At 37.8% G+C, this 26,242-nt stretch carries 27 protein-coding genes; 12 read left to right on the top strand and 15 right to left on the bottom strand.

Going from position 1 to position 26,242, the window contains the following annotated elements:
• Positions 1 to 45: 45 nt before the first annotated feature.
• The 5 genes from ACTJKN_RS16525 to ACTJKN_RS16505 form a co-directional block, all read right to left on the bottom strand.
• Positions 46 to 540, bottom strand: coding sequence for a F0F1 ATP synthase subunit B (locus ACTJKN_RS16525; RefSeq protein WP_086547936.1), 495 nt, complete (start codon positions 538 to 540; stop codon positions 46 to 48).
• Positions 541 to 628: 88 nt separating this feature from the next.
• A complete protein-coding gene (gene atpE, locus ACTJKN_RS16520) occupies positions 629 to 841 on the bottom strand; it encodes an ATP synthase F0 subunit C (RefSeq protein ID WP_025144011.1) in 213 nt (70 codons plus the stop codon).
• A gap of 42 nt (positions 842 to 883) precedes the next feature.
• A complete protein-coding gene (gene atpB, locus ACTJKN_RS16515; RefSeq protein ID WP_440826703.1) occupies positions 884 to 2,050 on the bottom strand; it encodes a F0F1 ATP synthase subunit A in 1,167 nt (388 codons plus the stop codon).
• A 14-nt stretch (positions 2,051 to 2,064) separates the two neighbouring features.
• Positions 2,065 to 2,454, bottom strand: coding sequence for a hypothetical protein (locus ACTJKN_RS16510; protein ID WP_440826701.1), 390 nt, complete (start codon positions 2,452 to 2,454; stop codon positions 2,065 to 2,067).
• 256 nt (positions 2,455 to 2,710) lie between these two features.
• Positions 2,711 to 2,935: an AtpZ/AtpI family protein gene (locus ACTJKN_RS16505; protein WP_029279573.1), complete on the bottom strand. Its 225-nt coding sequence runs from the start codon at positions 2,933 to 2,935 to the stop codon at positions 2,711 to 2,713.
• A gap of 110 nt (positions 2,936 to 3,045) precedes the next feature.
• Here ACTJKN_RS16505 and ACTJKN_RS16500 point away from each other — a divergent pair, with 110 nt between their 5' ends.
• The 5 genes from ACTJKN_RS16500 to uvrC all read left to right on the top strand — a co-directional run bounded on the left by ACTJKN_RS16500 (position 3,046) and on the right by uvrC (position 10,648).
• Positions 3,046 to 5,811, top strand: a complete 2,766-nt coding sequence (locus ACTJKN_RS16500) for a tetratricopeptide repeat protein (protein WP_440826699.1) — start codon at positions 3,046 to 3,048, stop codon at positions 5,809 to 5,811.
• A 106-nt stretch (positions 5,812 to 5,917) separates the two neighbouring features.
• Positions 5,918 to 8,137, top strand: a complete 2,220-nt coding sequence (locus tag ACTJKN_RS16495; protein ID WP_440826698.1) for a transglycosylase domain-containing protein — start codon at positions 5,918 to 5,920, stop codon at positions 8,135 to 8,137.
• A gap of 75 nt (positions 8,138 to 8,212) precedes the next feature.
• Positions 8,213 to 8,440, top strand: a complete 228-nt coding sequence (locus tag ACTJKN_RS16490) for a hypothetical protein (protein WP_440826696.1) — start codon at positions 8,213 to 8,215, stop codon at positions 8,438 to 8,440.
• An 11-nt stretch (positions 8,441 to 8,451) separates the two neighbouring features.
• Positions 8,452 to 8,814, top strand: a complete 363-nt coding sequence (locus ACTJKN_RS16485) for a type II toxin-antitoxin system VapC family toxin (RefSeq protein ID WP_440826694.1) — start codon at positions 8,452 to 8,454, stop codon at positions 8,812 to 8,814.
• A gap of 31 nt (positions 8,815 to 8,845) precedes the next feature.
• The gene (gene uvrC, locus ACTJKN_RS16480) at positions 8,846 to 10,648 is read left to right on the top strand and encodes an excinuclease ABC subunit UvrC (RefSeq protein ID WP_440826692.1); all 1,803 of its coding nucleotides are present in this window, start codon (positions 8,846 to 8,848) and stop codon (positions 10,646 to 10,648) included.
• 132 nt (positions 10,649 to 10,780) lie between these two features.
• Here uvrC and gldN read toward each other — a convergent pair whose 3' ends face one another.
• The 9 genes from gldN to ACTJKN_RS16435 all read right to left on the bottom strand — a co-directional run bounded on the left by gldN (position 10,781) and on the right by ACTJKN_RS16435 (position 18,583).
• Positions 10,781 to 11,695 (bottom strand): gliding motility protein GldN, encoded by a 915-nt coding sequence (gldN, locus tag ACTJKN_RS16475; RefSeq protein ID WP_440826690.1) that lies wholly within the window; start codon positions 11,693 to 11,695, stop codon positions 10,781 to 10,783.
• 7 nt (positions 11,696 to 11,702) lie between these two features.
• Positions 11,703 to 13,235 carry a gliding motility protein GldM gene (gene gldM, locus ACTJKN_RS16470; protein WP_440826688.1) on the bottom strand — a complete coding sequence of 511 codons (1,533 nt, stop codon included), beginning with the start codon at positions 13,233 to 13,235 and terminating at the stop codon, positions 11,703 to 11,705.
• Positions 13,236 to 13,277: 42 nt separating this feature from the next.
• Positions 13,278 to 14,081, bottom strand: coding sequence for a gliding motility protein GldL (gene gldL, locus ACTJKN_RS16465; protein WP_440826686.1), 804 nt, complete (start codon positions 14,079 to 14,081; stop codon positions 13,278 to 13,280).
• A gap of 40 nt (positions 14,082 to 14,121) precedes the next feature.
• Positions 14,122 to 15,447 carry an SUMF1/EgtB/PvdO family nonheme iron enzyme gene (locus ACTJKN_RS16460; RefSeq protein ID WP_057931913.1) on the bottom strand — a complete coding sequence of 442 codons (1,326 nt, stop codon included), beginning with the start codon at positions 15,445 to 15,447 and terminating at the stop codon, positions 14,122 to 14,124.
• 225 nt (positions 15,448 to 15,672) lie between these two features.
• Positions 15,673 to 16,443 carry a uroporphyrinogen-III synthase gene (locus ACTJKN_RS16455; RefSeq protein ID WP_440826685.1) on the bottom strand — a complete coding sequence of 257 codons (771 nt, stop codon included), beginning with the start codon at positions 16,441 to 16,443 and terminating at the stop codon, positions 15,673 to 15,675.
• A 14-nt stretch (positions 16,444 to 16,457) separates the two neighbouring features.
• Positions 16,458 to 17,435, bottom strand: coding sequence for a DUF4271 domain-containing protein (locus ACTJKN_RS16450; protein WP_440826684.1), 978 nt, complete (start codon positions 17,433 to 17,435; stop codon positions 16,458 to 16,460).
• 102 nt (positions 17,436 to 17,537) lie between these two features.
• Entirely contained in the window at positions 17,538 to 17,804 is a 267-nt protein-coding gene (locus tag ACTJKN_RS16445; protein ID WP_440827160.1) for a Fic family protein, read from the bottom strand.
• 6 nt (positions 17,805 to 17,810) lie between these two features.
• Positions 17,811 to 18,134, bottom strand: coding sequence for a hypothetical protein (locus ACTJKN_RS16440; RefSeq protein ID WP_440826682.1), 324 nt, complete (start codon positions 18,132 to 18,134; stop codon positions 17,811 to 17,813).
• Complete coding sequence (locus tag ACTJKN_RS16435; RefSeq protein WP_440826680.1) at positions 18,125 to 18,583, bottom strand: mobile mystery protein A; 459 nt, start codon at positions 18,581 to 18,583, stop codon at positions 18,125 to 18,127. Before ACTJKN_RS16435 ends, ACTJKN_RS16440 begins: the two co-directional genes overlap by 10 nt.
• A 180-nt stretch (positions 18,584 to 18,763) precedes the next feature.
• Between ACTJKN_RS16435 and hemW the strand changes: the two genes are divergently transcribed.
• The 7 genes from hemW to ACTJKN_RS16400 all read left to right on the top strand — a co-directional run bounded on the left by hemW (position 18,764) and on the right by ACTJKN_RS16400 (position 25,507).
• Positions 18,764 to 19,897, top strand: coding sequence for a radical SAM family heme chaperone HemW (gene hemW / locus ACTJKN_RS16430; RefSeq protein WP_440826679.1), 1,134 nt, complete (start codon positions 18,764 to 18,766; stop codon positions 19,895 to 19,897).
• Between the two features lie 97 nt (positions 19,898 to 19,994).
• A complete protein-coding gene (locus ACTJKN_RS16425) occupies positions 19,995 to 20,777 on the top strand; it encodes an SDR family oxidoreductase (protein WP_440826677.1) in 783 nt (260 codons plus the stop codon).
• Positions 20,778 to 21,102: 325 nt separating this feature from the next.
• Complete coding sequence (locus ACTJKN_RS16420) at positions 21,103 to 21,654, top strand: fasciclin domain-containing protein (RefSeq protein WP_230144413.1); 552 nt, start codon at positions 21,103 to 21,105, stop codon at positions 21,652 to 21,654.
• 325 nt (positions 21,655 to 21,979) lie between these two features.
• Positions 21,980 to 22,861, top strand: a complete 882-nt coding sequence (locus tag ACTJKN_RS16415; RefSeq protein ID WP_440826674.1) for a cupin-like domain-containing protein — start codon at positions 21,980 to 21,982, stop codon at positions 22,859 to 22,861.
• Between the two features lie 134 nt (positions 22,862 to 22,995).
• A complete protein-coding gene (locus ACTJKN_RS16410; RefSeq protein ID WP_440826672.1) occupies positions 22,996 to 23,781 on the top strand; it encodes a DUF3050 domain-containing protein in 786 nt (261 codons plus the stop codon).
• 128 nt (positions 23,782 to 23,909) lie between these two features.
• On the top strand, positions 23,910 to 24,788 hold the full coding sequence (locus ACTJKN_RS16405; protein ID WP_029274179.1) for a cupin-like domain-containing protein: 879 nt from the start codon (positions 23,910 to 23,912) through the stop codon (positions 24,786 to 24,788).
• 104 nt (positions 24,789 to 24,892) lie between these two features.
• Positions 24,893 to 25,507 carry a sugar O-acetyltransferase gene (locus ACTJKN_RS16400; RefSeq protein WP_440826670.1) on the top strand — a complete coding sequence of 205 codons (615 nt, stop codon included), beginning with the start codon at positions 24,893 to 24,895 and terminating at the stop codon, positions 25,505 to 25,507.
• Between the two features lie 289 nt (positions 25,508 to 25,796).
• Here ACTJKN_RS16400 and ACTJKN_RS16395 read toward each other — a convergent pair whose 3' ends face one another.
• On the bottom strand, positions 25,797 to 26,222 hold the full coding sequence (locus ACTJKN_RS16395) for a YybH family protein (protein WP_440826668.1): 426 nt from the start codon (positions 26,220 to 26,222) through the stop codon (positions 25,797 to 25,799).
• Positions 26,223 to 26,242 lie beyond the last annotated feature (20 nt).

Genomic DNA, 26,242 nt, shown 5'->3' with positions numbered 1-26,242 from the left:
TTTAGCGCTTAGCGTTTAGCACGCCCATCGCTTTACGCAATACGCTTAGTTTAATTCAACGTCTTTTAACAAGTTAGCTACTAAAGTTTCTTGTTTTGCTTTATCATCCAGTTGCGTACGTAAAACACGTTCTGCAATTTCTAATGATAATGAAGAAACCTGGTCTTTAACTTCAGCTAAAGCTGCTTTCTTTTGGTTTTCGATTTCGATTTTAGCTTTCTCGATCAGTTTAGCACCTTCAACCTGGGCCTGTTTTTTAGCTTCGTTTAAAATACCATCCTTTAAAGTTTTAGCCTCCTTTAAAATTTCATCGCGTTCTGCACGAGCCTGTTGCATCAAATCTTGATTTTGGCTGGTTAAACGAGCCATTTCTTGTTTGGCTAATTCAGCTTTGTTAAGCGCCTCATCAATGCTTTGCTCACGTTCGTGAATAGCACCTAAAATAGGTTTCCATGCAAATTTCCTAAGTAATATCAATAAGCAGATAAACGCTAACGACGTCCAAAAAACCAATCCTATGCTTGGGGTTACTAATTCCATTTTTATCTAATTTTTAAAAACAATCTTTTTAATAGGGCTGGGTAAATAACCAATCGTTAAATACCCAACCTAATTTCTTCAGTGATTATTAACCGTTTAAGCCTAATAATGCAACTACCACACCGAATAAAGCAGCACCCTCGATAAGGGCAGCAGCGATAATCATTGCAGTCTGAATTTTTGATGCAGCTTCTGGTTGACGAGCAATACCTTCCATTGCTTTACCACCTACTTGACCGATACCGATACCTGCACCGATTACTGCTAAACCGGCACCAATTGCCGCGATTGAACCTACCATAACTAATTTAATTTATATTAATTTGTAAAAAATAGTTTTCTATTAATGATGCTCTTCTACTGCCATACCAATAAACAAGGCAGTTAATAATGTAAAAATAAAGGCTTGTAAAAACGCTACCAGTAATTCCAGTACATCCATAAATAAAACGAATGCAACTGAAACCGGAGCAATAGCCAATGTTTCGAAAATAAAAATTAAGGATATTAAACTTAATACGATAATGTGACCAGCTGTAATGTTTGCGAACAAACGAACCATTAAAGCGAATGGCTTAGAAATGATACCGATAACCTCAACAACAACCATTAAAGGCCACAACCAAAATGGAACATCAGGCAAAAAGATGTGTTTCCAGTAATACTTATTACCATTTAGGTTTACGATAAGCATAGTACCCAAAGCCATAACAAACGTTAAGGCAATATTACCAGTAACATTTGCACCACCTGGAAAAATCGGCACTAAACCTAATAAATTGTTAAATAAGATGAAGAAAAATGTGGTCAATAAATAAGGCATAAACTTAGCATATTTATGGCCAATGTTCGGCTTGGCAATATCATCTCTTACAAAAATAATGATCGGCTCAAAGAAAGACTGCAAACCCTTTGGTGCTTTACCTACACGTTTTTTATAAGCACTTGCCACAGCAGCAAACACAATTACGATTACCAGGATAGCTACAAACATTGCAGCAATATTTTTGGTAATAGAGAAATCAATTACTGTATCAGATGCATTTTCATCAATCTGACCATCTGCGCCAACAACTTTAATATTTTTATTAAACATATCTTTCGACATGCTTTGTTTTAAACCTGTTACCAAACGGTATTTATTGTATTTCCCTTGATAATCTTCTTCTCCATGATGGAAATGAGCTGAAGAAAAAACCTCCAAACCATTGGCAGTGTACAAAATTACTGGTAGAGGCAATGAAGTGTGCCCCCAAAGATGCCATACATGTGAATCGGCAATGTGCTCCATGATCACTTTAGTTGGCTCGAATTTTTCTTCACCATGTTTAGCAGCGCCATGCTCACCAGAAACTGCATGAGCAGATTCGGCTACAACACTATCAACAGGAACAACAGCGCTATCAACCTGGGCGAAAGTATCAATTTTGATAGATAAAAACGCGATTAAAAGCGTAAAAACAACAATTAGTCTTTTAACTTTCGACACAAAAACTTGGTTACAATCCATTTATTGGCAGTTTTTTACTTTAAATTTTGGTGGCGCAAGTTACGTAACAAACAGTAAATTTCAAAGGCCGTAAACAATAAATATAAAGAAAAAAAATTAAGCAGAAACACAAGCCCAATTCCCTTCGCTTTTATACTGTAAATCAACACAAAAGCCATACAAAAAATCATCTTCACCGCAATTGATCCCATAATAGCCATTACACCTACTTCAGGATCACGTTTTACACCGATATCAACAAGCATATAGGCCACGTAAGTTATACCGGCCAAAAAGCCAAACATCACCCAAAAGTTATTTACAAACAATTGTTTATCAGGAAATACGACAGGTAAAACGGCAATTACGCCTATTAAAAGGCCTACGAAAATGAAATAGATACTTGTAAATTTGGCTAGAGTCAATGTATAATTTCTTAGCAGATAAAAACTTTTGCAAAGATAAGGTTTTTAGTATCAAGTAACTAGTGTGGGAGATAATTATTATGAAGGTTGGTTAACTGTTTAAATTGATTAATAGGTTAGTTGAAGCAAACAGCTAATTGTTTCATTACGTAATTGTTTATCAGTTAAACAAAACTTCCAATCTAAATTGCATTATATTAACTGTTGATCGGAACTGAAAATCGCTAACTGCCAACTGGAAACCGCCAACTGAAACTTACGGCTTAGTCGCCTGCCTGATGGCTTGATAAAGCGCAATTCCCACCCCTGCCAGAGCAAAAGCAGCAGTAATTAAGTTGGTTTTACTGTTTCTGTGCTCGTCAATCTTGTAGCCGATAAAAGTAAGCAGGCCAATGGTAGCAATCATCTGGAAGCCAATGGCCGAATATTTGGCGGCTGCATTTACCTTTTTCTTTGTATCTTCTTCTTTCGGATTTTCCATTTTTTAATGCAATAATTAAATTAACTTTGGATAATTAAAATTTGTTGCCAAATAAAATATTTTTCTACATATATTGTTTATTGTATATCCACCTAAGAGATTTATCATACTTGAAAAATTACGCTAACAAAAACTTAAATCCCTTCTTCATCCTTATAAGTGTCCTCCTTATTTATGGCTGTGTCGCAAATAAAGATACAGCAGTAGATCGCAGGTTTCAAAACTTAACGGCAAGGTATAACTATATCTACAACTCCAATGTTTTACTAACTGAGTACAATGAGAGCCTATTACAAAGTTATGCCGATAATTATGAAAAAACCCTTCCTGTTTACCTCGATCCAGAGCCGCAGGTAAACCTGGTGCTTACACCAGGGGTAGCCAATAAACAGCTCGATGAAGTAATTACAAAAGGACAAACCGTTATAAACGATAAAAGTTTTAGTAATTATATTGATGATGCCTATATGCTTTTGGGTAAAGCAAATTATTTAAAAGGCAATTATTTTATCGCATCAGAATATTTCGATTATACGGCAAAAACCTATAATAACGATTTAAAAACATTCATTATGGCGATGAACTGGAAAGCGCGTAGCCAAATGCAACTGAACAATATGGTACTGGCCGATAAAATTCTTGATACCATGTTGCGTGCTTCTGATGAGTTAAAAAAAGATCTGGCAGAGCCTTTAGCTACTGCCGCTCAGATGCGTATTTATCAAAAACGCAATAAAGAAGCTATTCTTTTTTTAGAATCGGCAATTGCCCTTCCGGCCGAAAAACAGCTGCGTATACGTTGGCGCTTTATCCTTGCTCAACTGCAGGAGAAAGAAAAAAATCTTCAGGATGCTTATGCCAATTTTACCAAGGTGGAAAAAAGCAATGCTCCATTTGAAATGTATTTTCATGCCAATTTAAACCGCATTAAATTAAAAGCATTATTAAGCGGCGTTAAGCTAAATAAAGAAGAACAGCTGCTTGCTTTGTTAAAAGACGATAAAAACTTCGATTATACTGATCAGATTTATTATCAGGTTGGGGAACTTTTCTCTTCAGAAGGAAACTTTGTAAAAGCTGAAGAAAACTACCACAAATCAGTTGCAAAAAGCACCAGGAACCAAACTCAAAAGGCATTATCCTATTTAAGGATTGCCGACTTAAACTTTAAAGAGTTTAACAACTACATTAAAGCAAAACTGTATTACGATAGTACGGTGATGATTTTACCTAAAAACTTTCCTGATTACGACAACATTGTTAAAAAGGCCGATAACCTGAAATATTTAACAGATAGGTATACCATTATTGCCAAAGAAGATACCGCCCAGGCCATTGCTAAACTTCCTGCAGGCGAGCGCGAGGCTAAGGTTAAAGCCTATCTAACACCTAAAGTTGAAGTAAGCAATACCGGAGGGGTAATCAGTAATCAATATTTAAATGATCCTGATTTCCCTAATCGATCGTTAAATGCCTCGAACAATACTGCGGGAAATACCTTTTATTTTAACAATAATGCAGCAATAAGCAATGGCTTTGGCGATTTCAAAAAACGCTGGGGCAACAGGCAGCTGGAAGATAACTGGAGACAAAGCACCCGGTCTTCTGCCCAGGAAACCAATCAGGTTTTGGCAGGAGGAAATGTAGCTACTGGAATAACACCTGCAAATGGAGAAACGAATCAAACGGCTGTAGACCAAACCACATTAGAAAAACAGTTTTTGGATGGTTTGCCAACCACTCCGGCACTATTGGCGACCTCCGATCAAAAAATCATTGATGCTTATTTCGAAATTGCCAGCTTCTATCAACAAGAGCTAAACGACAAAGCTGAAGCAAATAAGATTTACCTGGAACTGATTAAAAGATATCCGGATAATAACCATTTAGTTGCCATTTACTACAGTTTACATCTAAATTACAAGGGTGTTGATGAAGTAAAATCAGATCAGTACAAACAATTGGTGCTTACCAAGTTTCCTGAATCTAATTTTGCGAAGAATATCTTAGATCCATCGTACTCGGCCAAACAAACGGAGATGGAAAACATCGCCATTAACAATTATAATGTGGCCTTTGATGCTTATGCGAAAAAAGATTATGCAAACGTGGTAAAACAGGCGGATGATAACATTACAGCTTTCCCTAACAATGATTTAGCACCACAGTATGCCTATTTAAAAGCAATTGCCATCGGCCGCACTGCAAAGGTTGATCCCCTGCTTACCGAATTCAACCTGATTACCACGCTTTATCCAAATGATAAAATTATTACGCCATTGGTGCGCGATCATTTAAAATATATTGAAGCGAACCTCGAGGAATTTAAACAAAGACCGCTGGCCCTTGTCGATTTTGATGCTAATGCGCCACGTTTTGTGAGTCAGGCTACGCCAATTGCCGTACCAACAAAACCTTTAGTAACTGATAATGCCGCTGTTAAAACAGCAGAGCCCGCCACTGTATCTAAACCTGCTGAGGTTAAACCAGCAGATCCGACAAAACCGGCCAGCATTTTTAGCGCAGCTAAATCAGAAGAGTACTATTATGTGATCGACGTTGCCGACGCAACTTTAACCTTAAGTTCATCGCGTTTCGGAATAGGCCAGTTTAACCGTGGTAATTACCCCGATAATGATTTGGAACATAAATTGGTAGAGTTAGATAACGATCAGCTGATTTACATTACGAGTTTTATCGATCTTGAAGACGTAAAAATTTACGAATCAAGCATTACAGGCCAGTTAAAGAACATTATGAAAGTTCCGGCCAACCTATATAAGGGCTTTATCATCAGCAAAGAAAACTTCGAAAAGCTAACAGACCGATCGCGGATTAACGAGTATCTGGAGTTTTTAAAAGACAATTACAAATAAGTGTAGAATATTTTAAGCTTGAGGCTAAAAATCGATTCTATAAAAAATTAATAAATTTGCATCCAAATCTTCTATTCTGGAGATGATTGGAAAATAACAACACAAAATGAATAAGTCCCTTTCTGCACAAGAAACAAAAAGATATAGTTTAGTCATCTGGAAAATACTGATTGGGGGAATAGCCCTGTTTGCCATTTTCATTTCGATGATCGGGTTGGGCCTTTTTGGTGCGCTGCCCTCTTTCAGGGATATTGAACACCCAAAAAGTAATCAGGCTTCAGAAATTATTGCCGAGGATGGCCGGCCATTAGGCACCTATTTTGTTCAGAATAGGTCGAATGTTACTTATAAAGATATTTCGGAAAACGTAATCAATGGGCTAATTGCCACAGAAGATACCCGCTTTAAAGAACACTCGGGCATAGATTTTAAACGTACCTTCACCATTATCGGTTATAATTTAATCGGCAAAAAACAAGGAGCAAGTACCATTACACAGCAATTGGCTAAAAATCTTTTTCCAAGAGAATCGAACCTAAATTTTTTCTCCCTCGTGTTAACCAAGTTTAAAGAGTGGATTGTTGCTGTTAAATTAGAACGCAACTATACCAAGGAGGAAATTATTACCATGTATTTAAACACGGTTGATTTTGGTAACCAGGCTTATGGCATAAAATCGGCAGCCAGGGTTTATTTCAATACAACCCCTGATAAACTTACTTTAACAGAGGCTGCAACGCTTGTAGGGATGCAAAAAGGGATAACCATGTACTCGCCAACCCGTCACCCTGAAAGATCAAGAGACCGCAGAAATACCGTAATGGCCATGATGGTTAAATCTGAGCTTCTAACTCAGCAGGAATTTGACGAACAAAAAGAGAAACCTTTAAACCTGCATTTTAATGCGGCAACCGTTAACGATGGTATTGCACCATATTTCCGTTCGGTATTAAAAAATGATATCAAAAACATTTTTCAGGAGCAGTCGATTACCAAACCTGATGGCACACCTTACGATTTGGACCGCGATGGTTTGAAAATTTATACCACATTGAATTATGATATGCAGGTATATGCCGAAGAGGCACAAAAAGAATACATGAAGATCTTACAGGCGCAGTTTATCGCCAGCTGGAAAGGCAGAAACCCTTTTAAGGATAAAGCTTTACAGATTGAACAGGGTATTAAAAGATCAGACCGTTATAAATCGTTAAAACTGGAAGGTAAATCAGACGATGAAATTAAAGATGATTTTAACACTAAAACAGAAATGACCATCTTTACCTGGAAAGGAAATGTTGATACGGTGATGAAACCGATTGACTCCGTTCGTTACTACAAAATGTTGTTGCGTAATGCCATGATGACCATGGATCCGACCAATGGCCATGTAAAAGCATGGGTTGGGGGGATTAATTATGAGCATTTTAAATACGATCAGGTTAAAATGGGGACCAGACAAGTGGGTTCAACCGCAAAACCATTTACTTACGCCGTAGCTATTGAAAATGGTTATTCCCCATGTTACACCGTACCAAATGTACCGGTAACAATAGATGGCTATGGAGAACCATGGACGCCAAGAAACTCAGGCAAACCTTTACCGGGCAATATTACTTTGCAGAAGGCATTGGCCTATTCACAAAACTTTGTAACCGCTTATTTAATGAAACAGGTTGGTCCGGTTGCGGTATCTACCTTGGCGACCAAAATGGGCATTCCCAATGTTCCGGCATTTCCATCTATTTGTTTGGGGACGTTCGATTCATCAATTTTTAATATGGTTGGCGCCTATGGTGCATTCGCAAACAAGGGAACCTATACCAAGCCGATTTATTTACTAAGAATTGAAGATAAAAATGGTGTGGTGTTATTTTCTCAAAAGGAAATCCCAAAACCGATAATGAGTGAAGAGGTTGCCTATGTAATGACCAGAATGTTGAAAGGTGTGGTTACCAACGGAACGGGATCGAGGCTGAATTATAAATACAAAGTTAACGCACCTATCGGGGCTAAAACGGGTACTACTCAAAACAACTCAGATGGTTGGTTTATGGCCATTACTCCTCAACTGGTAACAGGTATCTGGACTGGCTGCGAAGATAGGGCATTCCACTTTATCAGTACCAACCAGGGTGAAGGTGCCAATACAGCTTTGCCTATTTTTGCAGGATTTATAAAGAGGGTATATGCCAATCCTGCCTTAAAAATTAGCCATGCTGATTTTGAGGCGCCAAAATCTGGGGTTTCCATTACTTTTGATTGTAACCAATACCAACAACAGGAAGAAGGTGCAACCGAATTGGATGAAAAACTTGGTTTTTAGACACTATTTACGACCAAAAGTTTTCACTAAATTTTAGGAGATAAACATTAAATTTGTAATAGAAAATTGAAATATATGAGAGTTACACTGGAAATAGCAGATTTTGATGAGATGAAAAAACTCCTTTCTTTATTTCAAACCATGAAATTAGAGAGTATTAAAATTATTTCTCCTAAGAATGAGGCTAAGCCTAATATCTTGAAAGGGAACAAAACAATCAATCCAAAAGATCTTTTTGGCATTTGGAAAGATGCACCAAAAAATATAGAAGACATAAGAACTAAAGCCTGGGATCGTAAATAACAGTTATGGTTTTGTGCGATACTAATATTCTAATTCATGCATTTAATGGCAATACGACTACCATCGAAGCTTTGGAGGAAATAGGCTTTGCAAATATTGTACTTTCATCAATTACAACGATGGAGCTATTGCAAGGCATGGGAAATAAAGCTGAGCTAGCACACATGAAGAAAAAAATTAAGTATTACGACATTATTCATTTTGATAGCCATATATCGCAGAAATCTATAGAACTTATCGAAGGTTTTAAGTTAAGTCATTATCTTCAAATTCCAGATGCAATTATTGGGGCAACCGCAATTGTTAACGAAATAGAACTGTTTACTTACAACAAAAAAGACTTCGATTTTATGCCTAATATTACGCTCTATTAAAATCACCTTAATTTTGCTCCATTAATCCCTCATGAGCAGTTTCGACCATAAAACAGCATTAACAGCTATTCCACATAAACCAGGTGTTTACCAATATTGGGACGCTGATGGAAAGCTCATGTATATTGGAAAGGCAAAAGACCTGCGCAACCGTGTAGGTTCTTATTTTAATAGCGATAGGAATCAGTTTAATGGCAAAACAAGGGTACTCGTTTCCAAAATCCGCAAAATTACATTTACCATTGTTGATACCGAGATTGATGCCTGGTTACTCGAAAATAGCTTAATTAAAAAACATCAGCCAAAATTTAACATCAACCTAAAGGACGACAAAACCTATCCATGGATAATTGTTAAAAATGAAAACTATCCGCGGATTTACTGGACAAGGAAAGTGATAAAAGATGGTTCTACCTATTTTGGCCCGTATGGTTCGATAGGCATGATGCATACTATTTTGGATCTGATTAAAGAAACCTACCCCCTTCGTACCTGCAGCTTACCTTTAACGGAAAAAAATATAGCCGAAGGGAAATTTAAAGTTTGCCTGGAATATCAAATTGGCAACTGTAAAGGTCCTTGTCAGAATTACCAGACCGAAACGGATTACGATAAAAATATAGCTGAGATTAAAGAGATTCTGAATGGCAAAATCGGGAATGTAATCCGGGATGTTAAAGGAATTATCAAATCGGCATCAGAAAACCTGAACTTCGAACTGGCGCATCAATACGCAAGGAGATTAGAAGTACTGGAGAAATACCAGAGTAAATCTACTGTGGTAAATAGCGCCATTACCAATGTTGATGTGGTGAGTATTGCATCGGACGAACGTTATGCTTTTGTAAATTACCTGAAGGTGATGAACGGAACGATTATCCAGACGCAGACCATTGAGGTTAAAAAGCAATTGGACGAGAGTGACGATGAGATTTTAACATTGGCCATGTTAGAGTTCAGAACGAAGTTCAGCAGCACCTCCAAAGAGATTATTGTTCCTTTTGAGCCTTCGTTAGAGGATGAAAGTTTAAAGTTTACTGTACCTAAGCTCGGCGAGAAGAAAAAACTCCTGGAGCTTTCGCAAAAGAATGTTTTGTTCTTCAAAAAAGAGAAACTTAATCAATACGAAAAATTAAATCCCGATTTACGCACCGATCGTATTTTATCTACGATGCAGAAAGATCTGCGTTTAACTCAGCTTCCAAAACACATAGAATGTTTTGATAACTCAAACTTTCAGGGTAAATATCCGGTTTCGGCAATAGTTGTTTTTAAAGACGCTAAACCATCGAAAAAAGACTACCGCCATTTTAATGTGAAAACGGTAGAGGGTCCTAACGATTTTGCGACCATGGAAGAAGCTGTTTTCCGCCGTTACAGGAGGATGCTGGATGAAAACCAGACTTTGCCTCAGCTCATCATCATTGATGGCGGTAAGGGGCAGCTTTCGTCGGCCCTGAAGAGTTTAAAGTTATTGGGCATAGAAAACAAAGTTACCGTAATTGGTATTGCCAAACGTTTGGAAGAACTATTCTATCCAGGCGATTCATATCCATTGTATCTGGATAAAAAATCGGAAACCTTAAAAGTGATCCAACAGTTACGTGATGAGGCCCACCGCTTTGGAATTACCTTCCACCGCAAGAAACGCGATCAAGGGACACTTAAAACAGAACTGGAGCAGATTGAAGGTATCGGCAAAACTACCGCAGATAAACTGCTAACCCATTTTAAATCGGTTAAAAAAATTAAGGAGGCCACCGAAAAGGAACTGGCAGAGGTACTCAACAAAAAACAGATGATTACCCTTCAGGCCTATTTTAACCAGCAATAGCGCTTTTAATCCTTGAGTTTCATTAAAGAGGGTTAAGATTTCGCCTCTGAAGGAACTCTTTTGGAACATTACGGTCGAAATGACAATATAGCAAAAAAGGCCCCGATTTATTATCGAAGCCTTTTAATAAGGTTAGTATTCCCAAAGACCTTGTTCGTAATCAAGAACAGATTTTTTAATCCTTTCTGATTCGTACAACCTTTCTCTAGGATCGGTAATAATATCTCTGATCTTATTGTCGCCAGGATTTGACTCTTTTACAATATAGCTACTGAATAAGCGGCGGATAAAGAAATCATCGAAACTCAATGAAGAAGCATCGTTATTGGTATTAATCAAACGTTTCTTCGTTAAAATCTCTCTAGCTTCTGGATAATACACCCAAAATACTGGCTGCCATTGTTTAGAAACTTCATTGTATTTTAATGGTGCAATACCTACAATACGCGGTTCGAAAACAGAACGTTTGGTATCGAAAATCCAGTCTTCTTTAATTCTGAATTTCAAGAATAACTCAGGGTTAAAATCATTAACCACGGTAGTAACCGTTCCGGTTTTATTGTTCGAAACCTCTGCTGTTCCTAAAGCCGATTTGGATGCAGAATCTGCCGACATTGGGTTAAGAAAAGCATCATCTTCGTTCAACGCACTATCAATTGGCGAGTACGCCGTTAATTCGTCTTTCTTAATTGCAGCAATCAATACATCAATTAGTCGAGATTTAGGCGATTTTAAAGCTGAGTTAATTGTATCGCGTAAGTCAATTTCTCTCCAGATCCGTTTTGCGTAAAAAACATCCTCTTCTCTCACATCTGCCAAAGGAACCATTTCAGTACTATCAATGTCCTTACGGGCATAGAAACCATCTTTAGGTGGTACCTTAAGTTTCTTTTTAGCTGTTTTAACAGGGGCTTTCACTGTATCTGCCGCAGGGGGTGCGGCAACTACTGGTGCAGCTTTCTTTGGCACTAACTTGGTTGGCTTTTTTTGTGCAAAAGCAAACGAGGTTAACAAAACTAAAATAGCAATACTTAAAATCCTTTTCATCTTCTTCTTATTTTACACTAAACGCTAATGAAGGCAAAATTCTTTGACGGCCATCTGGCCCTACAGAAACAATATCTTCAAAAAACACTCTTGTACCAGGCGTAATTGAGTTTATTGCACCCTTAACTGCGCCTGCGAAACTTCCACCACTACCTGCAATGGTAACAGCATCAGAACGAGGTTTGATAATTGTTAACTTATAACGTTGTATTTTAAACTTAACATCGAAAGGAAAATCATCCAGATCTGCTTCAATTTCAGTTTCGCTTTTTAATTGTACCGAAGCTACATCACCTCCAGCGCGGCCACCAACCTTAGCCACCGGAGCAGGGATAGCTTTAACCCTGAATTTTTGTGAGCCTAAGCTGACCGTTTTACCAGCATTATTTGCAGATACATTAATGGATACTTCCTGACCAACCATGCTTCCCGGAACGTTAACATTATAGTTTCCGTTAGCACCAGACATTGAACCTCCTGAAATGGAAGCACGAACACTTTCTAGAGGGAAACCTGCCGCCGATACCGTAAATGGATTGGCAATACCTGCATAAATTACATTCAATTTGGTTGAAGAAACAGATGCTGATGGTTTCGCTACCTGATAAGTTTGTGGTTGAGTTTTATATTCTTTTACCTGACCATCGGTTTGGCGAACACGAACCGTACCAACCCATGTAAACTGGCCAACACTACTTGTACCACCGCTATAAGTTCCCTTACCATCTTTAACAGATAACTTACTTCCATTAACGGTAATATCAGGAGTTGATCTCGAATCGCTGGCGGTTAAAAATACCTCAGCAGTATATGGCTGACCTTGAATTACGTAAGAAGTAGGTGCTACTGCAACTGCTGCAAACTGATCCAGATTAACCTGTGCCTTATCCATATTTCCGAACAATTTTTTAACTACTTCCGCTTCAGCATTTTTTGTATCTGTTTGCAGTTTGGTTAATATCGTCATTGCAGCAGTTAATGGCGTTCCCTCACCAAAGTAAGTTTCCTGCCAGTTTCCTTTTCTTTTTCTTGCAGGATCTTTAGCTTCGAGAGAGAATGAAACATTCGCTCTATCAGCCGGGTCTAGCAAAGAGATCAGTTTTTCGCGTGTGGCGTTAATTCTATTTTTCAACTCATCTGCTTTCTTTTGATTGATCATGATATTCTGTGCAATATCCTGATTTGACCTATTTACCAAATCGTCAGTTTCCGGATCAATTCCATCACCTGCCTGGGTAAATTCTTTTTTAATGCTTTCAATATAATTATTCAAATCATCAGCAGCCTTCTGTGCCTGTTTTGCCTTATCGTAAATTGGCTGTGCACGGGCTGGCTCTTCTTTCAACTTCGAATTTTCGAAGGCAGAAAATAACTGATTAATACTTGTATTTACATTGTTTTTAGAAGTATCCAAACTATCATTGATATTTTTGAATGCATCTAAAATGGTATCTGATACGTTTAAGGCGAGCATAGCCAACAATACCAAATACATGATATTGATCATCCGCTGCCTTGTTGTTTCTTTTCCGCCTGCCATGTTTGATGTAGCTTTTCCTTTAAAAATTAAAAACTAAACAAATTATACACGTGGGCCGTTCATAGCCGATAACATATTGCCATAAATTGCATTAAGCGACGATAGGTTTTTAGCCAACTTATTCACCTCTTCTTTAAACTGTTTCGAATCTTCCATCGATTCGTTAAAGTTCTGCATGGTTAACGATAAGTTTGAATAGAATTTATTCATCGATTTTAGATGCGCACTAGAATCTTGCAATTCTAATTCATATACCGCATTTAAAGCTGATAAATTTTTAGCCAAATTGTTAACCTGATCATGGTAAGCCTGAGAATCTACAGTGCTCTCACCCATTGCCTTCAAATTAGCCGTGGCTTTATCAAAAGAAGCACTTAAACTATCGAAACCTGCTGAAGCTGTTTTAATTTTTCCGGTAAATTCGTTAGTTGCCGTAGATGCATCTGCAACATTAGAGATTGTTGCTACCTTATCACCAAAAGTACGCAAGCCAGAGCCTAAACTTTCAATCAATTCAGGACCGATTTTAGCATCTGATAACATCTTATCCAAAGCTGCTGTATTCGATGCTGTTGCTGCAACAGGCCTAGCTGATGCAGTTGGTAATTCTCCTTTAAAATCTGCTTTTAATTCAGGGTAAACTCTTTCCCAAGCCGGTTCTGGCTCTGGTGGAAAAAACCCTGTTAAAAAGAATAAAAATGCCTCTACACCAAGACCAAGACCGATCATATAGTTACCCATAATTCCACCAATGTGTAGAATTTTAAATAACGCTCCGATAATTACAATACTTGCTCCCCATGAAATCGCTACGTGTAACCAGCCTGGTTGTTTCTTTGCTGCCATAAAATTTTGATGTTTTTCTTTAGTTTTTAGTTTGTTTGGTTTAATGTCTTAGATCGGTACCAGGATAAGATGAAACGCATCTGAAACCAATATATGATCTTTGTGTATCCTGATATTCGTATGTTGCTACCGCGTTTTGTAGAAAATAGCCTGTATCTTTCCACGAACCGCCTTTTACCACTTTACGCTTTTTGTATTTACTGTCCGTTGCACCAGCATCATAAGTAAAATTCGGGTTCAAATCGTGCAATAACGGGCTTGCGCCTTTATTGTACGCAGTTAATGTCCATTCAGAAACATTACCTGCCATGTTGTACAAACCATAATCATTAGGGAAATACGATCTAACACCTACGGTATAAATACCCCCATCGCTCGAATAATCGCCACGGCCTGGTTTAAAGTTAGCCTGTAAACATCCTTTTGTATTTCTAATGTAAGGGCCTCCCCAAGGGTATTTGGTTTTGGTATTACCACCTCTTGCTGCATATTCAAATTCAGTTTCAGCTGGTAATCTATAATCTGATCTGGATCCTACGGGCAATTTTCTTGCTGTAGCAACTCCATCGTACAATCTTGTTCTCCAATGAGAGAATGCTTTTGCCTGTTCCCAACTTACACCAACTACAGGATAATCATCATAAGAAGGGTGGTTGTAGTAACCACGTACCATAGGATCGTTTTGTGAATAAGAATAGTCTGTTTTCCATACCATGGTATCAGGATAAATAGCAACGGTATAACGATCGATATAATCCTGGCGTTTGCTGTTTGGATCTTTATGCCCTAGAGCAGCTTTTTCCATATTTAATTCGGCATAAGAATATTCGAATTTACGAACATCTAATTCTTTTTTCCCTGGAAGCGCATCTAAACCTGAATAATACATACCATCTAACTGGCTCACCTGAGCGGCAGCTGCACCCTTACCTTTATTGCGCCAAATGTTGGCACCGTTTGGTCCAACTTTTCTCCAGTCGATGTATTTCTCCCCACCAACAGCATTTGCGGCGTTTCCTTTAGGAGTAACCATAAATTGTTGAGGGTTGCCCATCATCACAATTGCAATCGAATCGCGTACCCAGTTGGTAAACTGGCGGTATTCTGCATTTGAAATCTCGGTCTGGTCCATGAAGAACGCGCTAATGGTAACCATTTTACTTGGCCCGTTCTGAGAGAATGTAATATCTTCATCCGATCCTCCCAGTGGGGTATGCCCTGGTGGCACATAAACCATTCCTAGTGGGATTCTATCGTTTTTGAATTTTCGGTTATAAGCACCAACCAGCTCGCCTTGGCCGCCATGACCACAGCTTGCTAGCATTACAGTTATACCTACAATAGCTAGAAGGTAGATTTTCTTCATATTTTTTATAGTGTGCACAGCACGATTAGGAGCAATTTTATCAAAAATCACTGAAATTATCAACAAAAGCAAATATTTTACGTTAAATCATCACTCAAAGACAATTAAAGTTAGATTAACACTTCTTCAACAGCCGTATATTTTGCTCAAAAATATGCGTAACTTTCTTATTAACAGTAAAGTTACGCATTTATTATGTTGACTTAAAATAAATTATTTATCGTATTATTTATTAGATATTTTGATGTAATTCTCAATAGCCATCGTCATAGACGGAACGCCCGGGGTTGGCGCAGCAATATCCACTATCAGGTCCATATCGGTACAAGCCTTAGTCGTGTTAGTTCCAAAAGCAGCAATACGTGTATTATTCTGTTTAAAATCGGGGAAATTCTTAAACAACGACTGGATACTTGACGGACTAAAAAATGCAATGACATCGTAGAATACTTCAGCTAAATCAGATAGATCGCTCACTACAGTTCTAAACAAAACTGCAGGAGTAAAATTATACCCGCTTTTTTCTAAGAACTTCATCGTGTCTTCGGTAGCCATATCAGAGCAAGGATATAAAAACTTCTCATTTGCATGCTTCTTTAGCACCTCTGCTAAATCTGCGGCTGTTTGTTTACCAAAAAAGATTTTACGCTTCCTATACTGAATATATTTCTGCAGATACAACGCAATAGTCTCAGACAGACAAAAATATTTCAGTTCTGCTGGTACTTCATAACGCATTTCTTCGCAGATTCTAAAAAAATGATCTGCTGCATTACGGCTGGTAAAAATTACTGCCGTAAAATCGGCCAGGTTAATCTTATCCTTTCTAAAGTCTCTTGCGGGCACACCTTCAACATGAATAAAGGACCTAAAATCAACTTTTAAATTGTGTTTTTTGGCCAAATCGTAGTAAGGAGATTTTTCTGTTTCAGGTTTTGGTAAAGTAACCAAAATACTTTTTACTTTGCGGATTCTAGAGTCGTTCTTTTCTTGCATTTTCCTTTTTCCTGCTACAGTCCTATCGTTTTAATTAGTATTAGGATGGGACATATTTCGAGGGCGCAAAAGTACAAAAATAAATGCATTCTAGAAAACTTATTATTAGAAAGTATCGTTATACCTGCCCGCAATAGCTGAAAAGCAAAAATAATGCCTAACAGTAAGAATGCCAACACGATATACACCCCACCGTATTTAAGTGGCGATAAGGCGAAAGCAACTACTAAAGGAATAAATAGTAGGGATGCATTGAAGTAACTGAGGTACAAAATTGAGATGTATTCGCCCACTGGTTTCTGCACATTGAACAGGTATCCCAAAAAGCGCAACAGGACCAGCTTGAGGGCATAAAAAACAATTATAGTAATCGATATACTAAAAAAGAACTTAAACCCATCTTTCGCCTGATACATATCATTCCACTGCGCTACCAGAAAAAAGAACATCCCAAAAACGAAACCAAACTGCACAAAAAGCAACAAAAATGGCCACGAACTAAAGAGGTTATCTTCCTTGTTAATATTATTCAAAATCCTGTTGCTGAAAAACGATTGAACGATTGCCGATAATTGTTTCGAAAAAGCATTTTTTAGAATGGCAAAGATGATAAGCATGCCAAAAATAAATCCAAGCAAACCAACATTGCCTTTTGGGATTTTTGTCCCTAGTTGATAGGGATTTGCCTTTTTCTTTAAGTGCTGATATTTCTTTTGCCAGGCAAGTAGATCGAGTTTAGGAAAAAGATATTCCTTTTCGATGGTATCGAGCAGAGCCCCCTTGTTAATTAAACTATCAGGAAGCACCCAGGTATGGTGAACGAGCGAATCGGTCGAAAATTCCTGTCTGGCAAGTGTTGCAGAATCTGGCCGGTATCTTCTATATTGATATTGATTAACCGCTACGCTATCTGTTTGAACAGGAATTTCTTGTGCTGCTGCAAAATTAGCAGACCATACAAACGCGAACAAAAAGAAAATAAATTTCGGCATGCTGTAAATCAAAACTTAAGGATGCAAAAGTAGTCGAATAATCATGGTTTACCTAAAGAAAATAAATGGATTTAGGATAAGTTACCTCGCGCCCTGTACTTGCTACGATCTGGCAAACCTAAGAAGCGCTTCATAATTACCTGAATCTGCCAATTTCAGTGCATTTAGATATTGTTTTCTATTCTCACTTTCTTTTGAAAGATTTCCGGCACCCCACGTAAATACAGGTCTATCAAATATCATTTCAATAATCATATCAGCCACTAAGCGGCTGTGTCTTCCGTTCCCATTAGAAAAACAATGAATACTTACTATGCGATGTTTAAAACGTATAGCGATTTCATCAGGAGAATAGGTATTGTTTTCAATCCAGAATCACGCATCCTCCAGCAAATTCTTTAATTCAATAGCAACCTGCCATCTATCTACCCCAATATTTTTATTTGTTTTACGAAAAGCTCCTGCCCAAAGCCAAACATCTTTATACATACGTTTATGCACATTTTTAATAAAGGATTCAGTAAGCAGTTTATCAGATTTAATTTTTTTCCCGATAGACCATTTTATGGCCTCTTCAATATTTTGTTGCTCAAACTCATCAAGCTCCTCTCTTGTGGCAATGGTAGAAATGAGCAAACCCTCTTTTTCATCTTCTTCCAAAGGGGTTTGGCCGTTAATATAAATTAAATCTAATCCCATAAAATTTTAGGCATTTCCTTTTTAATTTCTTCCGTCCTTTCACTTATCGCTTTTTCGATCCTTTCCTTTGAATTACCCTGATCTTCTAATTTCATTGTGTTTGAAGTTCGAAGTACAATTTTCGTAGCCAGTTCATTGGCTTTTTTTTCAATCATGGCCTCCAACGATCCATCCTTAGGCACAAAACCATAAACCAGTTCCATATCTAAAACCCGACCTAGTTCCCTTAGAGATTTTATAGTTATCGAACCATCTGCCTCTCTTTTTTCGATATCTAAAACCGCTTGTTTGCTTATTGATAATTTATTGGCCAATTGTTGCATAGACATACCGAGTGTATTACGGATTGCTTTAATCCAACCACTTGGCGGAATTGCAGTCCCGCTTAAAATGGCAAAACTTAAAAGCTTGCCATTTAGCTGTTGTAGCATTAATGATTTCTTTCCCATAGCACTTATAGTAAAGTAATAGCTTTACTTTAACACCACAAAAGTAAAGCTATTACTTTACAAAAACAAAAAACAAGTTAAGTTATTACTTTACTTATCCAATTTTCATCAATTTTCTGTAAACCCATTGCCAATTATTTATAACCATAAAGAAAAATTAACTTCGCTATCTTTGCACTAATGTCTGGTATCTATATTCATATCCCTTTCTGTAAAAAGGCTTGTCACTATTGCGATTTTCATTTCAGCACTTCTTTAAAATATGCTGATGAAATGGTTGATGCGATCTGCAAAGAGATCAAAATGAAAAAAGACCGGATTAGCGGACAGGTTGGAAGCATTTATTTTGGCGGCGGAACACCCTCTATTTTATCGCAGGCAGCTTTACAAAAGATTTTTGATGCCATTAACCACACTTTTTCGGTTGATGCAAATGCTGAAATTACCATTGAAACCAATCCCGATGATTTAACCGCTCAGAAACTAAAAGAACTGAAACAGTTACCCGTTAACCGCTTTAGCGTGGGTATTCAATCTTTTTATGATGAAGATCTGACCTGGATGAACCGGGCACACCAGGCCCAGGAAGCGGAAGATTGTATCAGAAGAAGTCAGGACGCCGGTTTTGAAAACTTAACCCTCGATTTAATTTATGGCTATCCTTTACTTACCGATCAAAAATGGTTAAGGAACATCCAAAAAGCAATTGAGCTTGAGGTTCCGCATATTTCGGCCTATGCCCTAACGGTAGAACCACGAACGGCTTTAGCTCATGCCATTAAAAGCAAAAAACAAGCGCCCGTAAACGATAATCAAAGTGCTGCTCAGTTCGTAATTTTGATGGACAAACTGATTGATGCCGGATTTGAACACTATGAAATTTCGAATTTTGCCAAACCAAACCATTATGCGGTGCACAATACCAATTACTGGAAAGGCGTAGATTACATTGGTATAGGTCCATCAGCCCATGGCTTTAATGGCCAGAACCGCTATATGAACCCTGCCAATAACGCCCTGTATATGGAAACATTAGGCCATAACAAACTTCCTGAAATTGTTGAAGAACTGAGTTTAAATGACAGATTTAACGAATATGTCATGACTTCGTTAAGGACGATGTGGGGAACTGATTTACAAAAAATAAATACCGATTTCGGGAAAGACTTTTTAACAGAAACAAAACACAACCTTAAAAATTTCGAGGATAAAGATTGGCTACTGATTAACGGAGATAAGATTTGTTTAAGTCAAAACGGAAAATTATTTGCTGATTATATTGCTTCGGAATTGTTTATAGTAGGAGATGAATGAGTGAATTGAGAAGGATTGAATTAGAGAATGGCTGATTTAGCGGGTTAAACAACATTCACTCATTCAAAACTCAATCATTCAATAATTAATTAAAAATATGTCAAAAATTGTATGGATTACAGGCGCATCATCAGGTATTGGAGAGGCCTTGGTATATGAATATTTTAAAGCTGGCAATAAACTGATCATCTCTGGAAGAAATCGCGATGAGCTATTCCGTGTAAAAGGAAACTGCCAAAACTCTTTTAACGTACATGTTTTACCATTCGATTTAAGCGAAACAACTACGCTGGAAAACAAAGCTGCCGATGCCATCCGTATTTTTGGAAAAATAGATTTAATGATCAATAGCGGCGGCGTAAGTCAGCGGAGTTTGGCACTCGAAACCAACCTGCAAACAGAACAACAGATTATGGACACCAATTTCTGGGGAACAGTTGTACTGAGCAAAGCAGTGCTGCCTCTAATGATCGCTAACGGTGGTGGACAGATCGTTGTTATTAGTAGCCTTGTTGGAAAATTCGGCACGAAATTCCGCTCTGCTTATGCGGCATCAAAACATGCCCTACATGGTTATTTCGATTCACTCCGATCGGAAGTTTACGATAAAAACATCGATATTACCATCATCTGTCCAGGTTTTATTAAGACAAATGTAACCTATAATGCGCTCACGGGAGATGGCAACCCACTCAATAAGATGGGTGATGCACATGAAAACGCCATGACTCCGGCCGAATGTGCAACACAAATTATGCAAGCTGTTAGCAACAAAAAAGAAGAGGTTTATATTGGCGGGAAAGAAACCAGAGCGGTATTATTGAAACGCTTTTTCCCTAAGCTTTTTTCTAAAAAAGTAAGAACGGCAAAGGTGAATTAGTGCAGCGTTTGGTGCTGGGCGTTAAGCGTGACCAGCGAAGTTTATAAAGGATGCGACTTAGGGACGAACCCAATTGATCTAAACCCGGTTGAAGCGATATCCTTTTGGCATAATTCTGAGTGTAGTCGAAGAATAGCCAAAAGATTAAGCGAAAAACGGGACCAGTCGGCCCGAAGAACCACTACTGTATCTTTACAAACCAAAAAAATAAAAATTAAAGCACTAAAAATCAACACATTAAAAATTATTTTTAATTTCTAAAAACCAAGTATCTGTAAGCCATCGTAAATGGAACCAAATAACAGAAACTTAAAAATTAGAAATAATGAAAAATTTAATCTTATCCGCATTTGCCGTAATTACCATGGCATTCACTACTCAGGTTTACGCTCAAAAAAATCCAATGGTTGGTGGCGCAGCCATGTATTCGACTAAGGATATTGTAGACAATGCCGTAAATTCAAAAGACCACACTACACTGGTTGCAGCAGTAAAAGCCGCAGGCTTGGTAGAAACTTTAAAAAGTGCTGGCCCCTTCACTGTTTTTGCACCAACTAATGCCGCATTTGATAAACTTCCTGCCGGAACGGTAGACAATCTTGTTAAACCAGAAAACAAAGCAACCCTAACTACCATTTTAACTTACCATGTTGTTGCCGGTAAAATGGATAGCAAAGCAATTGCAAAAGCAATTAAAGCTGGCGGCGGCAAAGCTGAACTTACAACGGTACAAGGTGGTAAACTTTGGGCCTGGATGGAAGGCAAAAAATTAGTGCTAAAAGACGAAAAAGGCGGAATGAGCACTGTAACCATTGCAGATGTTTACCAAAAAAATGGTGTAATCCATGTTATTGATACTGTTTTAATGCCGAAGTAAATTTTAGATATCCTTATATCAGTGTAAAACGTTCTGACTTTTGTTGGAACGTTTTTGTTTTTTATAAAAAATCGCTCTTTAAAAACCAGGTCATTATTTTATAAACACCGATAAAACACAAAAAGATTTCCTTAAAAAACATATCTCAGTTACGATGTGATTTTACATGAGCATGCTTACCTAATCGAACGGACGTTCTTTTATCTATCCACATCATACTTTCTGACTTTTTTTGATGAATTGTCAGTTTTTTTTCACGTTTTTGCATTTGTAATGTTTAGTGTTTTTTAACTATTTAATTTTGCTGCATTAATAGTTTTTTAACATGAAATTCAATTTATCTCCGATAGATGTAGTTGAAGACATATCTAAATCAGATTTCGAGCTGAACTACCTTAAACCGCGTAAACCATTGGTAATAAAAAATATGGCCAAAAAATGGCCTGCTTATCAAAAATGGACGATGGAATACATGAAAGAAGTTGTTGGCGATAAAACTGTTCCGCTTTACGACAGTTCTAAAGCCGATCCTTCTAAACCTATAAATGCATCAGCCGCCGAAATGAAATTTGGCGATTATATCGACCTGATTAAAGAAACACCGACCGATCTGCGTATATTTTTGTTCGATCCGATAAAATTTGCACCAAAGCTACTCGAAGATTATATCGCACCGAAAGATTTAATGGGCGGTTTTTTAGATAGCTACCCGAATATGTTCTTTGGCGGTAAGGGATCGGTAACATTTTTACACTATGATATTGATTTAGCACACATTTTCCATACGCACTTTAATGGTCGCAAGCATGTAATCTTATTCGATTATAAATGGAAAGAACGTTTGTATCAAATCCCTTATGCCACTTATGCTTTAGAAGATTATGACGTAGAAAACCCCGATTTTGATAGATTCCCAGCTTTAAAGGGTGTTCAGGGCGTTGAAGCCTATTTAGAACATGGCGATACTTTATTTATGCCTACCGGATACTGGCACTGGATGAAATACCTGGATGGCTCTTTTTCCATTAGTTTAAGGGCCTGGGACAAAAGCTGGGCAGTAAAAGCAAAAAGCTTGTATAACTTAACTTTACAGCGTAAATTTGACGACTTTATGAAAGCAAACTACCGCGAAAAATACATGCAATGGAAAGAAAACCTTGCAGTTAAAAGAGCGAGTAGAGCACTAGAGAAGAATTTACCAAAATAAATAATGATTGAATGATTAAGTTTTGAATGATTGAATGAACATGTGTTTAACCCTGCTAATTCACTAATTCCATCATTCTCTCCCTCATAATTTAAATGCCCCATTCAAACATCAATCATTCACTCATTCAATATATGCATCCTAATATTATAAAAATCCAGGAAAGAATAGCGCCGCTTAGGCAAGAAATCATTAACCATAAAGTTTATTCGGCCATTAGTGAAATAGAAGATCTCCGGGTTTTTATGGAACACCACATTTTCGCCGTTTGGGATTTTATGTCGTTGCTTAAAGCCCTACAAATTAATTTAACCTGTACTACTTTGCCCTGGTTCCCGGTAGGCGATCCTGTTACCCGCCAATTGATCAATGAAATTGTGGCCGGTGAAGAATCAGATGTAGACGCCAATGGAGCCATTAAAAGCCACTTCGAGTTATATTTAGATGCTATGGATCAATGTGGTGCCAATACCAAACCCATCAATACCTTTTTACAGGAACTAAAAAACGGGAAAAGTTTTAATGAAGCTTTCACGAAAGCTGATGTTCCTGCAGCGGCAAAGGATTTTGTAAATGCAACTTTCGAAACCATCAACAGTGGAAAAACACATCTACAGGCCGCAAGTTTTACTTTTGGTCGTGAGGATTTAATTCCAAACATGTTTTTTAGCATGGTAAATGACCTGAACAGCACCCAGGCTGATAAAGTTTCGATTTTTAAGTATTACTTAGAGCGCCACATCGAAGTAGATGGCGATCACCACAGCCATTTGGCACTCTCGATGACAGAGAAGCTTTGTGAAAAAAATGAAGCCTTTTGGGCCGAAGCAGAAGAAACCACAATACAAGCCTTGCAGAAAAGGATCGACCTGTGGGACGCTGCCTATATCGAAATTGTTAAAAATAAAGTTGAGGCGTAATTATTAAATTGTTAAGTATTTACTAATTTTAGATTACGTGATTTTAGTCACATTTACCTGTTAACATCAATTTTGTAAAATAAAATTTACACATTTGTTGTTCGGCACAAATAACCGATTTTAAGCGCATGAGTTTCATTTTAAAACCTGTTGATATCGTTGAGAGCATCACTCCCGAAGATTTTAAGAAAAATTATCTGAAAACTAAACGTCCGTTAGTAATCAGGGGCCTAACCAAAGACTGGCCTGCCAGAGAAAAATGGACGACTGAATATTTAAAGGAAATTGGTGGCGAGCTCGAAGTTCCACTTTACGATAACTCTAAAGCCGATCCATCTAAACCGATCAATGCAGCTACTGCGCATATGAAATTTGGCGATTACCTTGACCTGATCAAACGCGAGCCAACTGAACTGCGTATATTCTTTTTTAACCTGTTTAAAAAAGTACCAAGTTTAATCAATGATGTAAAAATCCCAAAAGATTTAATGGGTGGTTTTATTGAAAGTATGCCTGCTATGTTTTTTGGCGGTTCTAACTCGGTAACCTTTTTACATTACGATATCGATTTACCGCATATTTTCCATACACACTTTGGCGGTAGAAAGCACATCGTTCTTTTCGACAACAAATGGAAAGACAGACTGTACTGCCTGCCAAATGCAACTTACGCTTTGGAAGATTATGATGTCGCCAACCCAGATTTCGAAAAATTCCCGGCACTGAATGGTGTAGAAGGTTATGAAGTTTTCCTGGAGCATGGCGATACTTTATTTATGCCAACCGGAATGTGGCATTGGATGAAATACCTGGATGGGTCGTTCTCTTTAAGCTTAAGAGCCTGGGATCAATCAATTACGCGCAAAGTAGCCAGTGTTTGGAGCTTATTTACCCACGGTGCGATAGACAGTTTAATCAAAATGACTTTCAAAGAAAAATACGCCCACTGGAGAGAGAAAAAAGCAGTTAAAATTGCTGAAAGGGCTTTAGCTAAAGGCAGACCATAGAAAAGTATTGAAAAAGTAAAATACAACGGGGCATCGGTTACGATAGCCCCGTTTTTGTTATTATTGCGCGTAAACATGGAGAATTAAAAAATCAGATACCTAAGATGGAAAACAATATCCTTAGCGAAAAAGAAAAAATGTTGACCGGTAAAGCTTATCAGGCTGGCGGCGAAGAACTATCAAAAGAAAGATTAAAAGCGCGTGAAATTGTTTTCGAGTTTAATAACCTCGCACCAAAATTTATCAAACAACGCAAAGCGTTATTAAAAAGGTTATTCGGAAAAACAGAAAGGATGTTTTATGTAGAACCTCCATTTAGATGCGATTATGGCTACAACATCGAAATCGGCGATAATTTTTACGCAAATTTTAACCTTGTTATTTTAGATTGCGCTAAAGTACGCATCGGCAACAGCGTTTTCATTGCGCCAAACGTGGCTATTTATACCGCAGGCCATCCTATCCATGCACATTTACGCGATCAGGAATATGAATGGGCGCAGGAAGTGACCATTGGCAATAGTGTTTGGATCGGCGGCAATGTAGTGATTAACCCCGGGGTAAAAATTGGGTCAAATGTAGTAATCGGATCGGGTAGTATTGTTACCAGGGATATTCCTGATAATGTTTTTGCCGCAGGAAATCCATGTAGGGTAATCCGCCAGTTAACAGATGCTGATAAGGATTATTATTATAAGGATTTTAAGTTGGGAGAATAAATAATCGTCCCGATTTGCAATCGGGATGCATGAGAAGGGCGATTTTATCGCCCTTAAATTAATTTAAACAGCATTAAAAATGCTGATCACACGAATCCTCGTTGTAAACTAAGACCATAAAGGTTAATTAAATGGCGTCATCTCGACTGGAACGCAGTGGAATGGAGAGATCCATCTAGACAGATTTCTCGACTTCGTTGCACTCCGCTCGAAATGACGACCGGCTGAAGCTTCGCTACCAACACAGTTTTGTCTCCCTCATCCATTTTACATTTCACCTCTTCCACACTTAGCTACTATGATCAGCAACTACTTTCCATTCGCCTTTTATCTTTTTAATTAATAAGGTAAAATATCCTTTAAGTTCGTCTTTTTCGCGTTTAACATTCCAGCTGCCCAATACAAAAGCCAAATCGGGCTTTAAAAAATCGACCTTTTTAATTCCGAACACCAAAAACCCCATTGCCGATTTATCCGGATAGCCTTTTTTATAATTATCCAATGTTTTTTGCCAGCCATAAGTTGGTCCGCTTTTGCCTACAAAAAGTAAACTATCTGATTTTTCATAACCCTGCATAAAGGCTTCAACATCACCTTTGTTCCAATCCGTACGTTGCTTTTCGAGTAAATTAAGTATGGCCTGTTTATCTTTCGTATTTTGGGCAAAAGTGCTAAAGGAAGCTAAAAACAATGTAATTACAAGTATTCTTTTCATGGTTATTTAAGTTGAGGTAA

This window comes from Pedobacter sp. 22163 (genome assembly GCF_052045595.1).
In the GTDB taxonomy this organism is placed as follows: domain Bacteria; phylum Bacteroidota; class Bacteroidia; order Sphingobacteriales; family Sphingobacteriaceae; genus Pedobacter.
Note: the sequence above shows the minus strand (reverse complement) of the source record. Positions and strands in the feature narration are given on the sequence as shown.

Excerpts from the sequence above, each read along its gene's own strand:
- ACTJKN_RS16410 (WP_440826672.1), top strand. The coding sequence starts at position 22,996 with ATGCATCCTAATATTATAAAAATCCAGGAAAGAATAGCGCCGCTTAGG.
- ACTJKN_RS16400 (WP_440826670.1), top strand. The coding sequence starts at position 24,893 with ATGGAAAACAATATCCTTAGCGAAAAAGAAAAAATGTTGACCGGTAAA.
- gldM (WP_440826688.1), bottom strand. The coding sequence starts at position 13,235 with ATGGCAGGCGGAAAAGAAACAACAAGGCAGCGGATGATCAATATCATG.
- gldL (WP_440826686.1), bottom strand. The coding sequence starts at position 14,081 with ATGGCAGCAAAGAAACAACCAGGCTGGTTACACGTAGCGATTTCATGG.
- ACTJKN_RS16415 (WP_440826674.1), top strand. The coding sequence starts at position 21,980 with ATGAAATTCAATTTATCTCCGATAGATGTAGTTGAAGACATATCTAAA.
- ACTJKN_RS16435 (WP_440826680.1), bottom strand. The coding sequence starts at position 18,583 with ATGGGAAAGAAATCATTAATGCTACAACAGCTAAATGGCAAGCTTTTA.
- ACTJKN_RS16425 (WP_440826677.1), top strand. The coding sequence starts at position 19,995 with ATGTCAAAAATTGTATGGATTACAGGCGCATCATCAGGTATTGGAGAG.
- ACTJKN_RS16495 (WP_440826698.1), top strand. The coding sequence starts at position 5,918 with ATGAATAAGTCCCTTTCTGCACAAGAAACAAAAAGATATAGTTTAGTC.
- ACTJKN_RS16420 (WP_230144413.1), top strand. The coding sequence starts at position 21,103 with ATGAAAAATTTAATCTTATCCGCATTTGCCGTAATTACCATGGCATTC.
- ACTJKN_RS16505 (WP_029279573.1), bottom strand. The coding sequence starts at position 2,935 with ATGGAAAATCCGAAAGAAGAAGATACAAAGAAAAAGGTAAATGCAGCC.
- ACTJKN_RS16405 (WP_029274179.1), top strand. The coding sequence starts at position 23,910 with ATGAGTTTCATTTTAAAACCTGTTGATATCGTTGAGAGCATCACTCCC.
- gldN (WP_440826690.1), bottom strand. The coding sequence starts at position 11,695 with ATGAAAAGGATTTTAAGTATTGCTATTTTAGTTTTGTTAACCTCGTTT.
- ACTJKN_RS16455 (WP_440826685.1), bottom strand. The coding sequence starts at position 16,443 with ATGCAAGAAAAGAACGACTCTAGAATCCGCAAAGTAAAAAGTATTTTG.
- ACTJKN_RS16460 (WP_057931913.1), bottom strand. The coding sequence starts at position 15,447 with ATGAAGAAAATCTACCTTCTAGCTATTGTAGGTATAACTGTAATGCTA.
- atpB (WP_440826703.1), bottom strand. The coding sequence starts at position 2,050 with ATGGATTGTAACCAAGTTTTTGTGTCGAAAGTTAAAAGACTAATTGTT.
- atpE (WP_025144011.1), bottom strand. The coding sequence starts at position 841 with ATGGTAGGTTCAATCGCGGCAATTGGTGCCGGTTTAGCAGTAATCGGT.
- ACTJKN_RS16450 (WP_440826684.1), bottom strand. The coding sequence starts at position 17,435 with ATGCCGAAATTTATTTTCTTTTTGTTCGCGTTTGTATGGTCTGCTAAT.
- ACTJKN_RS16395 (WP_440826668.1), bottom strand. The coding sequence starts at position 26,222 with ATGAAAAGAATACTTGTAATTACATTGTTTTTAGCTTCCTTTAGCACT.
- ACTJKN_RS16525 (WP_086547936.1), bottom strand. The coding sequence starts at position 540 with ATGGAATTAGTAACCCCAAGCATAGGATTGGTTTTTTGGACGTCGTTA.
- ACTJKN_RS16490 (WP_440826696.1), top strand. The coding sequence starts at position 8,213 with ATGAGAGTTACACTGGAAATAGCAGATTTTGATGAGATGAAAAAACTC.
- ACTJKN_RS16440 (WP_440826682.1), bottom strand. The coding sequence starts at position 18,134 with ATGGGATTAGATTTAATTTATATTAACGGCCAAACCCCTTTGGAAGAA.
- uvrC (WP_440826692.1), top strand. The coding sequence starts at position 8,846 with ATGAGCAGTTTCGACCATAAAACAGCATTAACAGCTATTCCACATAAA.
- hemW (WP_440826679.1), top strand. The coding sequence starts at position 18,764 with ATGTCTGGTATCTATATTCATATCCCTTTCTGTAAAAAGGCTTGTCAC.